Source organism: Kribbella sindirgiensis (assembly GCF_004331435.1).
GTDB lineage: Bacteria > Actinomycetota > Actinomycetes > Propionibacteriales > Kribbellaceae > Kribbella > Kribbella sindirgiensis.
The window spans coordinates 1-11,776 of sequence record NZ_SJKA01000005.1; the positions used below are offsets into that span (position 1 = coordinate 1).

The window sequence follows — 11,776 nt, forward strand, 5'->3', positions numbered from 1 at the left end:
GGGCCGGGAGCAGAAGGAGTCGCAAAGCGCTCCAGCATCCCGACCCGCCAACACCAAGTCTACGAATCCGTCGGCGGCTTGACATCCCTTAGGAACTCAAAAGGGCTCTTCCGTCCGACGTGCGGGTGGTGATCAGCCCGATCTGGGGTGGTGACACATGCAATGGTGGGTCGGCACCTGCTCTTACCTGTGCCCGGTCGCCGTTACCTGTCCCCCTCCCGACCGCCGCCCCGCCGCCCCTGCGGGTGGCGCTCCCTCGGTGGTGCAGAACACCCATGCGGTGAGGCGCCGGCCCGGCCGACGCAGAACGACTGCCTTGTCCGGGGTGATCACACCGAGTCGTGGCGTTTGGTCGGCGCCGGGAACCACGAGTCGTGAATCGAGGTTCCGTTCGGTCGCCGAAATCCACGACTCGAGGAACCGGCGGTACCTGCGGTCCGCCGGCTCCCCGAACTGGTTTGGGGAGCGACAGCGGCGACGGGGTTTGTGCGGGGTGCCGGGGGCGGCTCGACAGGTGAGCACCGGTGGGACGCCGTACATGCGGGCACGATCACGCTCAGGTGCACTACCCAGCCACTCGACACGTCCTGTCCAGAACACATACACAACCGCCCCGGCCAACCACACATCAGCCACAAGAGCGACAGAAACCTGTCAGCTGACGAAGACTGCGGTGGGTTTGGCGACCGGGCCGTGTGGCTCGTAGAGGGCCAGGAAGGTGCCGTCCGGGGCGAACATCGCAGTCTGCCCGGCGGGGAGCTCGATGCCCGGGAGCTGGCGGCCGGTGCGGATCGCGGCTGCCTGGGCGTCGTCGGCGTCGTACCGCGGGAAGGTGCCGGCGGCAACATCCGCGATCGGGAGCCAGTCGAAGGACTCGGCGAGGGACTCCAGGGTGTGGGCGGTCTCGAGACCGAACGATCCGACCCTGGTACGGCGCAGCGCCGTCAGGTGACCGCCGACGCCGAGCTCGGCGCCCAGATCACGGGCGAGGGCACGGATGTACGTGCCGCTGGAGCAGTCGACGGAGACATCGACGTCGATGCCCTCGGCGGCGGCGCGGACGTCGAGGATGTCGTAGCGCGACACGGTCACCGCCCGGGCCTTGAGCACGACCTCCTCGCCCGCCCGCACCCGGTCGTACGCACGCTTCCCGTCGACCTTGATCGCCGACACCGTCGACGGGACCTGCGAGATGTCCCCGCGGAACCCGTCGACGGCGGCCGCGATCGCCTCGGCGGTGATGCCGTCGACGGGCACCGTGGAGGTGATCTCACCCTCGGCGTCGTCGGTCGTCGTCGTGGCGCCGAGCCGGATCGTCGCGTCGTACGACTTGTCGGCCAGCTGCAGGTGGCCGAGCAGCCGGGTCGCCCGGTTCAGGCCGACGACCAGCACACCGGTCGCCATCGGGTCCAGCGTGCCGGCATGGCCGACCTTCCGGGTCCCCGCCAGCCGGCGGATCCGGGCGACGACGGTGTGCGAGGTCAGCCCGGCGGGCTTGTCGACGACGACAATGCCGTCCGACGTCGACGTGAAGTCAAGGCTCAACGCAGTACTCAGTCCTGCTCGTCGTCGTCCTCGTCGTGCGGGCGCTTGTACGGGTCCGCGTCGCCGGCCGGCTTCGCGCCCGCGGCGGCCTTGGCCACCTCGGCGTCGGCCATCCGGGCCTTCTCGAGCAGTTCCTCGATCTGGCCGGCGTTCTCCGGCACGGCGTCCAGGAAGAACGCCACGCTCGGGCTGTGGCGCAACCCGAGCGCCTTCCCGACCTCGCTGCGGATCAAGCCCTTCGACGACTCCAGCGCGGCCGCCGTGTTCGCGCGCGCCTGCTCGTCGCCGTACACCGTGTAGAAGACGCTCGCCTCGCGCAGATCGCCGGTCAGCCGCGCGTCGGTGACCGTGACGAACCCGAGCCGCGGGTCCTTGACCCGGCGCTCCAGCAGTTCGGCGACCAGCACCTGGATCCGGTCGGCCAGCTGCTTCGCCCTTGCTTCACCCATCAGGGCTCACTCCCTCATCATGAACAACGTCCGGAGAGACCGCAGTCTCTCCGGACGCTACTCCTCGGTGACCCGCACCGGGTCACCGCCTACGTGTCAGCTGCGCGGCTTCTCGCGCAGCTCGAACGCCTCGACGACGTCGCCGATCTTGATGTCGTTGAAGTTGTTGATGGTCAGACCGCACTCGAAGCCCTCGCGGACCTCGGACGCGTCGTCCTTGAACCTCTTCAGCGACGACAGCTCGGTGTTGTCGACGACCACGGCGCCGTCCCGGATCAACCGGACCTTCGCGTTCCGCTTGAGCAGGCCGCTGGTCACCCAGCAACCGGCGATGTTGCCCACCTTCGAGGAGCGGAAGATCTCCCGGATCTCGGCCTGGCCGAGGGTGACCTCCTCGTAGATCGGCTTGAGCATGCCCTTCAGGGCGGCCTCGATGTCGTCGATCGCCGAGTAGATGACCGAGTAGTACCGGACATCCACGCCCTCGCGCTCGGCCAGGTCCCCGGCCTTGCCCGCCGGCCGCACGTTGAAGCCGATGATGACGGCGTTCGACGCGATGGCCAGGTTGACGTCGTTCTCGTTGATCGCACCGACACCACGGTCGATGATCCGCAGGTTGACCTCGTCGCCGACCTCGATCCGGACCAGGGCGTCTTCCAGCGCCTCGACCGAACCGGACACGTCGCCCTTGAGGATCAGCAGCAGCTCCTGGCTCTCGCCCTTCTCCATCGAGGCCATGAAGTCCTCGAGGGTACGGCGGGCGCGACGCTTGGCGTTCGCGGCCGCCCGGGCGCGGGCCTCCCGCTTCTCGGCGATCTGCCGGGCGCGGCGGTCGTCCTCGACGACCAGGAACTTGTCACCCGCACCTGGTACGGCGGTCAGACCGAGCACCAGGACCGGACGCGACGGCGTCGCCTCCTCGACCGGGTCGCCGTGCTCGTCGAGCATGGCCCGCACCCGGCCGTACGCCGGACCGACCACCATCGAGTCGCCGACCCGGAGCGTTCCGCGCTGCACCAGCACGGTCGCGACCGGACCACGGCCCTTGTCGAGGTTCGCCTCGATGGCGATGCCCTCGGCGTGCATCTTCGGGTTGGCCCGCAGATCCAGCGCCGCGTCCGCGGTCAGTACGACGCCCTCGAGCAGGCCGTCGATGTTGATCCGGGACTTGGCCGAGACGTCGACGAACATCGTGTCGCCGCCGTACTCCTCGGGCACCAGGCCGTACTCGGTCAGCTGACCGCGCACCTTGGTCGGGTCCGCCGCCGGGACGTCGATCTTGTTCACCGCGACCACGATCGGGACACCCGCCGCCCGGGCGTGGTTCAGCGCCTCGATCGTCTGCGGCATCACGCCGTCGTCGGCCGCGACCACCAGGATGACGATGTCGGTGGCCTGCGCACCACGGGCACGCATGGCGGTGAACGCCTCGTGACCCGGGGTGTCGACGAAGGTGATCGCCCGCTCCTGGCCGTCGACCTCGGTGGTCACCTGGTACGCACCGATGTGCTGGGTGATACCGCCGGCTTCCTTGGCCTGGACGTTCGCCATCCGGATCGCGTCCAGCAGCTTCGTCTTACCGTGGTCGACGTGACCCATGACGGTCACCACCGGCGGCCGCGGAGCCAGGTCGCTCTCGTCGCCCTCGTCGGCACCGAAGTCGATGTCGAACGACTGCAGCAGCTCGCGGTCCTCGTCCTCCGGCGAGACGATCTGGACGTCGTAGTTCAGCTCGGTACCGAGCAGCTCGAGCGTCTCCTCGTTCACCGACTGGGTCGCGGTCACCATCTCACCGAGGTGGAACAGCACCTGGACCAGCGACGCCGGGTCGACTCCGACCTTCTCGGCGAAGTCCGTCAGCGACGCGCCACGCGGCAGCTTCACGACCTCGCCGTCACCGTGCTTGACGCGCACGCCGCCGACGGCCGGAGCCTGCATGTTGTCGAATTCCTGGCGCTTGGCCCGCTTCGACTTGCGGCCACGACGCGCCGGACCGCCCGGACGCCCGAAGGCACCCTGCGTCCCGCCACGACCGCGGTTGCCCGGACCCGGACGGCCACCGCCGCCACCGGGCGGGCCGCTCGGGCCGCCGCCACCGGGACGGAAGCCGCCACCGGCGCCGCCACCGCCACCACCGCGCGGACCGGCACCCGGACCGCCGCCGGGACGACCGCGGCCACCGCCGCCACCGCCACCGGGACCGCCGGAGCCGCCGCCGGGACGGCCGGTGAACGTACCGGCCGAGGACTTCGGCATCATCGCCGGGTTCGGACGCGGGGCGCCCGGCACACCACCGGAACGCGGACGGTCGCTACCGCCGCGCTCGCCGCCCCGCTCGCCACCGCGACCCTGCGGCGGACGCGGAGCCATCCCGGCCGGGCTCGGAGCGCCCTGCCGGTCGCCACCGCCGCCACCACCCGGGCCGGGGCGCGGTCCACCGCGCTGCATGCCCTGGGTCGAGCTGAACGGGTTGTTGCCCGGACGCGGGGCACCCGGACGCGGGCCGCCGCCACCCTGGCCGCCCTGACGGGGCGCGCCGGGACGCGGGGCACCCGGACGGGGCGCACCCGGACGCGGACCGGAACCGGGACCACCCTGGCCACCCGGACGCGGGCCGGAGCCCTGGCTGCCGCCCTGGCCGCCCGGACGCGGGCTCGCACCCGGAGCCGGACGCGGACCCGGACGGGCCGCGGAGTCGCCACCGGTACGACGCGGCGCCGGCGCCGGTGCCGACGGGCCTGCCTTCGCGGCCGGAGCCTCGAACGACGGGGCCGCCGGGCTCTCCGCCTTCGCCGCCGGAGCGGACTCGACCGGAGCCGACTCCACCGGGGCAGGCGCGGCCGGCTCGGCCGGAGCGGACTCCTGGCGCGGACCCGGCTTCGGGCCCGGACGCGGTCCCGGCTTGATCCCCGGGGCCGACTTCGCCGGCGCCGACTCGGCCGCCGGGGCCGCAGTCGATGCGGCCGGCGCCTCGGCGACCGGAGCCGCCTCGGTGCGCACCTCAGCGGCCGGCGCGGTGCGCTCGGCCGGAGCCTTCGGGGCAGCCGGCTGGGCCGGCTTCGGCGCCGGTGCGACCGGTGCGGTCGCCTGCGGCGCGGCAGACGTGCTGGCGGCGGCCTTCTTGGCCGCACGCTTCTTCGGCGGGTTCTTCTCGAACTCCTCCGCCAACCTGCGGACTACTGGTGCCTCGATCGTCGAGGACGCCGATCGGACGAACTCGCCCATGTCGTTCAGTCTGGTCAGAACGACCTTGCTGGTAACTCCGAGCTCTTTCGCGAGCTCGTAGACCCGGACCTTTGCCACTACTCTCCCTCTGGTCCGAGCCTGGGCGCGGACCGTTAGTTGACGTACGTGCTCATCGCTTTGCACTCATCGGTAGACACTCATCGAGTGGTCATGAGTCGATGACCCGCCTTCATGTCGGTCACACGGTCCGGTCAGACCGTGTGTACATCTTGATTATCACGCTGCGCGAGGTAGTCGTGCAGCCCGGTGACATCGAGCGGCCCCAGGACCCGGAAGGCCCGTGGGAACGCCTTGCGCCGGACAGCCAGCTCGAAGCACTCCGCCGTGGGGTGCAGATGCGCTCCACGACCAGGTGCCCGACGCCCGGGATCCGGGAGAACCGTGAGATTTCCTGGCCCTCCGGACACCGTCATCCGCAGCAGGTCAGTCGGACTGGACCGCTTCCGGCACCCTATGCAGGTGCGCTCCCGAACCTTGCCAGGACGCGCGTCTGTCACTTATTCCTCTGGGTGTGGTTGCGACTCAGTCGACCGACCGAGAAATCAGTCTACCTTCTCGCTATCCCGAGTCACATCGGTATCCGGCCGGATGTCGATCCGCCAGCCGGTGAGCCGGGCGGCGAGGCGGGCGTTCTGCCCCTCCTTGCCGATCGCGAGCGAGAGCTGGTAGTCGGGTACGACGACGCGCGCCGCACGGGCCGCGGCGTCGACCACCTCGACCGACGTAACCTGCGCCGGGGACAGCGCATTCCCGACGAAGGTGGCCGGGTCGTCGCTGTGGTCGATGATGTCGATCTTCTCGCCGTGCAGCTCGTGCATGATGTTGCGCACCCGCTGACCCATCGGCCCGATGCAGGCGCCCTTGCCGTTCACGGACGGGTTCAGGGTGCGGACGGCGATCTTGGTCCGGTGCCCCGCCTCGCGGGCGATCGCGGTGATCTCGACGGTGCCGTCGGCGATCTCCGGGACCTCCAGCGCGAACAGCTTCTTCACCAGGTTCGGGTGCGTCCGGCTGACGGTGATCTGCGGGCCCTTGAAGCCCTTCCGGACGCCGACGACGTACACCCGCAGGCGGGATCCGTGCTCGTACTTCTCCCCCGGCACCTGCTCGGGCGCCGGCAGCACGGCCTCGATCTTGCCGAGGTCGACCATCACCGACCGCGGGTCGCGGCCCTGCTGGACGACACCGGAGACGATGTCGCCCTCCTTCCCGGAGAACTCGCCGTACCGCACCTCGTCCTCGGCGTCGCGCAGCCGCTGCAGGATGATCTGCTTGGCCGTGGTGGCCGCGATCCGGCCGAAGTCGTGCGGGGTGTCGTCGTACTCGCGGGCCAGCGTGCCGTCCTCGGCCAGCTCGCGGGCGAAGACGGTCACGTGCCCGGTCTTGCGGTCCAGCTCGGCGCGGGCGTGCTGCTGGGCGCCCTCGGTGCGGTGGTACGCGACCAGCAGCGCCTGCTCGATCGCCTCGACGACCACGTCCAGGGAGATGTCCTTCTCCCGTTCCAGCGACCGCAGCACGGCCATGTCGATGTCCATGTCAGTTCTCCTCCACCGTGCCGTCGGCAGGTGTTTCTCCATCGTCAGATGGCTCAGTGTCGTTGCCGGCGGTCCGGTTGAACTCGATCTGGATCTTGGCCTTGGCCACGTCGGCGTACGCGACGCTCTGCCGCTTGCCGTCGACGTCCAGTTCGGCCGCCTCCTCGGAGACGGACTTGATCCTCCCTGTCAGCTTCCCGCCGGCGGTCAGCGTGACCGCGACCAGCCGGCCGGTGTTGCGGCGCCAGTGCCGGGGCAGGGTGAGCGGGCGGTCGACGCCGGGGCTGGAGACCTCCAGCGTGTAGGCGCCCTCGCCCATGATGTCGTCGGCGTCGAGCGCCTTGGAGATGGCCCGGGTCACCTCGGCGACGTCGTCCAGGCTGATGCCGCCGTCGCGGTCGACCAGGACGCGCAGCAGGCGGCGGCGTCCGGCCGGCGTGACGTCCGCGGCCTCCAGGTCGCAGCCGAACTGCTCGACGATCGGCCGCAGGAAGTTCTCGAGGCTCGTGGTGTCCGTGTGGCTCGTGGGGCCCGGCTTTCGGCTCACAGGTTGACCTGCCTCTCTCCAGTTGTGCACCCGTTCTGATCCCGGCGGTCCGGCCGAGAGCAGTAGCCCACCCTATCCGCCCGGTGCCCCGATCCCGGTCATCGGCTCTCCCGGGCCGGTCAGCAGGTATCGTTCCGCCGTGCCTGAACGCCGCCTGAACCGACGTACTGTCTTCGTCACCGCCGCCCTGGTTCCGGGCGCGGTCGCGCTGGCCGGTTGCAAGGACGACGCCGCCTCCGGAGCCGGTACGCCGGGCACGAAGGGCGCCGTGAACGGCACGCCGACGGCACCGGGGCCGACCGAGGAGACACCGACCGTCGACCCGGCCGTCGTCGCGGCGCTCAGCACCGTGGCGACCCAGGTGACTCAATTGTCACAGCTCTACGCAACCGCGAGCCGCAAGTTCCCGGTGTTGCGGGCTCAGCTCGCCGCGGGCGCGAAGTACCACGTGAGCCACCTGGCGAAGCTCAAGGAGACCCAGGGCGTGACCGCGCAGGCGTCCAAGGCCGTCGCCGCGGGCTCGAACTCTCGGGCCGCGCTGGCCGCGATCGCCCAGCAGGAGAAGGCCGCCGCCGTCACGCATGCCGCGGCCGCGGTCAAGCTGTCCGGCGCCCCGGCCCGCCTGCTCGCCGAGATCGCCGCGGCCGAGACCCAACTGTCCGCGACTCTCGCCCCCAAGAAGAAGGACGCGTCGTGAATCAGGTCGAAGCCCTGCAGGCGGCGCTCGCGGGTGAGCACGCAGCGATGTACGGCGTAGGCGTGGCCGGGGGCAAGCTCAGCGGGGCGCGGTACCGCTCCGCGACGGACACGTTCGAGAGTCACCGCGACAACCGCGACCACCTGAGCGCGTTGCTGGTCGCCGCCGGTGAGACCCCGGTCGCGGCCGAACCGGCGTACGACCTCCCTCGGCCGGTCACCAACACCGCGACGGCGACCGCGCTGATCCTGGTGATCGAGCGCCGGATCGCGGCGGTGTACGGCGACCTCGTCGAGGCCGCCGAACAACCCGCCGTCCGAGCGTTCGCCATCGAGACCCTGGTCGCGTACGCGACCAGCCAACTCACCTGGGGCGGCGCGCCCGTAGCCTTCCCCGGCGCAACCCCCTGACCCGCTCCCGCCCCACCACGCCCGCCGGGCGCGGCCCCACCGACCCGAGCCGACCGCTGAGTCCAATTTGCCTGGCATACCCATCGAATCAGGGGTTCCGGACCCATTCTCAGGGTCACGAACCCATCATTTGCCTGGCGGACCAAGGAAATATCCCGGCTCTTGTGACTGGGTGGTCGACGGGTTCCAGGGCGCGCCGGGCCTGGTGTGATCCGCAGCTCGACAGGACGTGTCAGGTGGCCGGGTAGTGCGCCTGAGCGTGAACGTGTTCGTGCGTACACCGTCTCGCCGGTGCACTACCTGTCGAACTTGCACATCACACGGCCGCCAGGTCCGTGCCACCACCAACCCGATCACCCAGCCGGCCACACAACACCCATACCTCCGGCACGAGACGGGATATCCCCTGGTGTTGTGGCTCCTCCCCTCGCATACCAACGGAGAAGCCACAACACCGACGGATATCCCCTCGTATGCGGGAGCTCTCGTCGCGCTCGGTCAGGCCAGCCGGAGAGCCAAATATCTCCTCGACGGAGCGGGGTGGGTCAGCGCCTCCGGCGCCAGGGGCCGGTGATCGCGTAGGTGATGCCGGGGGTGTAGACGTTGAAGAACATCGTGCGGCCGTCGGCGGAGAAGCCGGCCCCGGCCAGCTCGCCGTACTCCGGGTCCTCCGGGGTGCCGTTGTTCACCCGGTTGCGGGCGAACTTGAAGACCTCGCCGTCCTCCGTGGTGCCGAGGATGTGCTGCTCGCCGAGACCGTCCTCGCACATCATCAGCCCGCCGTACGGCGACATCGTGATGTTGTCCGGGGCGTCGAACTCGGGGTCGTCCGATCCGGGCGACGGCCGGGTGAAGATCACCTCGAGGCGCAGGGTCTTCTTCCGCGGGTCGAACCGCCAGACCTGACCGTCGTGATTGACCTTCGGGCCGAGCTCCGTGCGGGCGAACGACGAGACGAAGTACACGCAGCGGTCCTGTGTCCCCCACCAGCAGCCCTCGAGCTTGTAACCGCCGGTGATCGGCTTGCCGTAGTCCTGCGCGCGGACGGACTCCGTCGTGGCCAGCGGGTCGGGCACCTTGATCCACTGCACTCCGCCGAACTGGGTTCCCGCCTCCTGGACGACGGACAGGTCGGGCAGCCCCGGGATGTACATCGCCTGCAGTTCCCCACCGGCCCGCAGCGAACCCCATCCACCGCGCGGACGGTTCGGCAGGAAACGGTAGAACCCGCCGAGCGGCGCGACGAACGCGTCCTCGGTCTCGTAGACGATCCCGGTGGCCGGATCGACCGCGACCGCCTCGTGCTGGAACCGGCCCATCGCGGTCAGCGGGACCGGGTTCTGGTTGCGGCGGTCGTCGTACGGGTCGACCTCGAAGATGAAGCCGTGGTCCTTGGTGTAGCCGGTGGTCCCGGCCTTCGCCTCGGTCTCCTCACAGGTCAGCCACGTGCGCCACGGCGTGATGCCGCCGGAGCAGTTGATCGCCGTACCACCGAGGCTCACGAACTCCTGCGTGGCGTTGTTGTGCCGGTCCACGACCAGCGTGCTGGTGCCGCCGGCGCCACCTGGGTCGTAGGTGCGCTCCGGCGGCGCGACCACCTTGATCGTGGCGGTCGGGCTGCACTCGTGGTTGCGGACCAGGCGGGCGCCGCCGTGCCGGTCCGCGAAGGCGCCCATACCGTCGAACCGGCTCGGCGTCTTCAGGCCGTCAGGACGGACGGTGCCCTCGCGGGACAGGATCTTGTAGCTGAAACCGCGCGGCAGGTCGAGCATGCCGTCGGGGTCCTCGATCAGCGGTCCGTAGCCGATCTTCGGGCCGGATGTGCCGAGCGCGGGCTGGGCGGTGTACAACGCCTCCACCGAGCCCGCGACGCTGACCGCGACACCGGCCGCGGCAGCTCGGGTGACGAACTGCCGCCGGGACAGGGGATTCTCGTGAACGGACACGGGTAGGGCCTCCTCGTGGGCGTAAGGATCTGCCGGTCACCGGTGAACATACGGTGAACGGCAGACGCCTACAAGATGAACCCGTGTGCCGTCACTGATAGCAAGGCTTGGTGAAGTCGTACGCCTTCGCCGTCTTGCCGGTGAAGAAGTCGCGTTCGACCTTGACGCCGGTCGGCGCCGTCGGGTCCACCTTCGAGATGATGCTGCCGCGGAAGACGCGCTCGTTCGGCTCGCCGCTGAAGCGGCCCGCCTCGGCCGGCAGCATCCCTTCGTAGTCCACGGTCTCCAGTGACTTCACGGCGGCCAGCAGCCCGGCCCGGGTGAGGTCCTTGGAGTCCACCGCCTTCTGCAGCGCGGCCTTCAGCGGGTACGACCACACCCAGCCGGCCGTGTAGCCGTCGTTCGGTGCGGCCTTGAAGGTCTCCTGGTTGATCGACTCCCCGAGCGCCTTGTGCCCCGGGGTGTCGGCGCCGTACGGCGCCCACGGTCCGGACTGCCGGTAGAGCGCGGTCAGGGCCGGCGCGGCCGGGCTCTTCAGCAGGGCCGGGTTCCAGGTCGGGCTGGTGCCGATGAACGGGCTCTTGAACCCGTTCTGCGCGGCGCCGCCGACGATGGTGGCCGCCTCGGTCGGGCCGGTGGTCAGGATGACCAGATCGGGTTTGGCCGCGAGCAGCTTCTGGATCGCCGCGCCCTGGTTCTCCTGCCCGGGCGCGGTCGGGATGTCGGTGAACTTCAGCCCGTTGGCCTCGGCCGCGATCTTCGTCCCGGCCGCGGCGTCGTCGCCGTAGTCACCCGGGAAGTGCACCGCGGCGACGCTCTTCGGTTTCAGCGTCTCGACCGCGAAGTCGACCGAGTTCATCGACTCGAAGCAGTAGTTCGTCCCCGACTCCAGGATCACGTCCTCGAACGCCCACGCCGACGTCCAGGACGCCGGTACGCCGATCATCCCGCCGGCCTTCAGGTCGCCGAGGATCGCGGCCGTGGTCGGCGAGCCGAGGGTCTGAGCCAGCCCCAGGACGTCGGGCTTGATCTCGGAGTACACCTCGTTGTGGATCTGCGGGTTGTACTTGTTGTCCTTGACGTACTTCGTCACGTCGACCTCGTAGGCCCCGATCCCGCCGGCCTTGTTGACCCGCTGCCAGAACGCTTTCTGGCTCTCGGTGATCGGTACGCCGAGCGCCTTGAACGGGCCCTCGGTCAGGTCCGAGATCGAACCGAGGTAGATGCAGCCCTTGGTCTTGTCGACCGCGGCCGGGCACGGCTCGGCGGTGACCCCGACGTCGAACTTGACGCCCGACCCGCCCTGCTGCGTCTCCGGGGCGTCGTTCCGGCACCCCACCAGCACGGCCATCGCCGCGACCAGCGCGACAGCGATTCCCCTCCGAATGCTCATCGAAACTC

The 11,776-nt window shown here is 70.1% G+C and carries 10 protein-coding genes; 2 read left to right on the plus strand and 8 right to left on the minus strand.

Features of this window, described 5'->3' with window-relative positions; translation table 11 throughout:
* Positions 1 to 654: 654 nt before the first annotated feature.
* The 6 genes from truB to rimP form a co-directional block, all read right to left on the minus strand.
* A complete protein-coding gene (gene truB / locus E0H50_RS15070) occupies positions 655 to 1,545 on the minus strand; it encodes a tRNA pseudouridine(55) synthase TruB (protein WP_131288623.1) in 891 nt (296 codons plus the stop codon).
* 8 nt (positions 1,546 to 1,553) lie between these two features.
* Complete coding sequence (gene rbfA / locus E0H50_RS15075; RefSeq protein ID WP_202868161.1) at positions 1,554 to 1,994, minus strand: 30S ribosome-binding factor RbfA; 441 nt, start codon at positions 1,992 to 1,994, stop codon at positions 1,554 to 1,556.
* Positions 1,995 to 2,090: 96 nt separating this feature from the next.
* Entirely contained in the window at positions 2,091 to 5,297 is a 3,207-nt protein-coding gene (gene infB, locus E0H50_RS15080; protein WP_131288627.1) for a translation initiation factor IF-2, read from the minus strand.
* Between the two features lie 134 nt (positions 5,298 to 5,431).
* Positions 5,432 to 5,737 (minus strand): YlxR family protein, encoded by a 306-nt coding sequence (locus tag E0H50_RS15085; protein WP_131288629.1) that lies wholly within the window; start codon positions 5,735 to 5,737, stop codon positions 5,432 to 5,434.
* Between the two features lie 45 nt (positions 5,738 to 5,782).
* Complete coding sequence (gene nusA / locus E0H50_RS15090; RefSeq protein ID WP_131288631.1) at positions 5,783 to 6,775, minus strand: transcription termination factor NusA; 993 nt, start codon at positions 6,773 to 6,775, stop codon at positions 5,783 to 5,785.
* Between the two features lies 1 nt (position 6,776).
* Positions 6,777 to 7,322: a ribosome maturation factor RimP gene (gene rimP / locus E0H50_RS15095; protein ID WP_131288633.1), complete on the minus strand. Its 546-nt coding sequence runs from the start codon at positions 7,320 to 7,322 to the stop codon at positions 6,777 to 6,779.
* A 139-nt stretch (positions 7,323 to 7,461) separates the two neighbouring features.
* Between rimP and E0H50_RS15100 the strand changes: the two genes are divergently transcribed.
* Together E0H50_RS15100 and E0H50_RS15105 are read left to right on the plus strand one after the other, a co-directional pair.
* The gene (locus E0H50_RS15100; protein ID WP_131288635.1) at positions 7,462 to 8,019 is read left to right on the plus strand and encodes a cell division protein FtsK; all 558 of its coding nucleotides are present in this window, start codon (positions 7,462 to 7,464) and stop codon (positions 8,017 to 8,019) included.
* Positions 8,016 to 8,429, plus strand: a complete 414-nt coding sequence (locus E0H50_RS15105) for a ferritin-like domain-containing protein (protein ID WP_131288637.1) — start codon at positions 8,016 to 8,018, stop codon at positions 8,427 to 8,429. Before E0H50_RS15100 ends, E0H50_RS15105 begins: the two co-directional genes overlap by 4 nt.
* A 545-nt stretch (positions 8,430 to 8,974) precedes the next feature.
* Here E0H50_RS15105 and E0H50_RS15110 read toward each other — a convergent pair.
* Both E0H50_RS15110 and E0H50_RS15115 read right to left on the minus strand, forming a co-directional pair.
* Entirely contained in the window at positions 8,975 to 10,375 is a 1,401-nt protein-coding gene (locus E0H50_RS15110; RefSeq protein ID WP_131288639.1) for an alkaline phosphatase PhoX, read from the minus strand.
* A 91-nt stretch (positions 10,376 to 10,466) separates the two neighbouring features.
* Complete coding sequence (locus tag E0H50_RS15115) at positions 10,467 to 11,768, minus strand: ABC transporter substrate-binding protein (RefSeq protein ID WP_131288641.1); 1,302 nt, start codon at positions 11,766 to 11,768, stop codon at positions 10,467 to 10,469.
* Positions 11,769 to 11,776: the final 8 nt, after the last annotated feature.

What these genes read in the sequence shown, in the direction of transcription:
- E0H50_RS15115 (WP_131288641.1), bottom strand. Translation starts at nt 11,768, where the DNA reads ATGAGCATTCGGAGGGGAATCGCTGTCGCGCTGGTCGCGGCGATGGCC.
- rbfA (WP_202868161.1), bottom strand. Translation starts at nt 1,994, where the DNA reads ATGGGTGAAGCAAGGGCGAAGCAGCTGGCCGACCGGATCCAGGTGCTG.
- nusA (WP_131288631.1), bottom strand. Translation starts at nt 6,775, where the DNA reads ATGGACATCGACATGGCCGTGCTGCGGTCGCTGGAACGGGAGAAGGAC.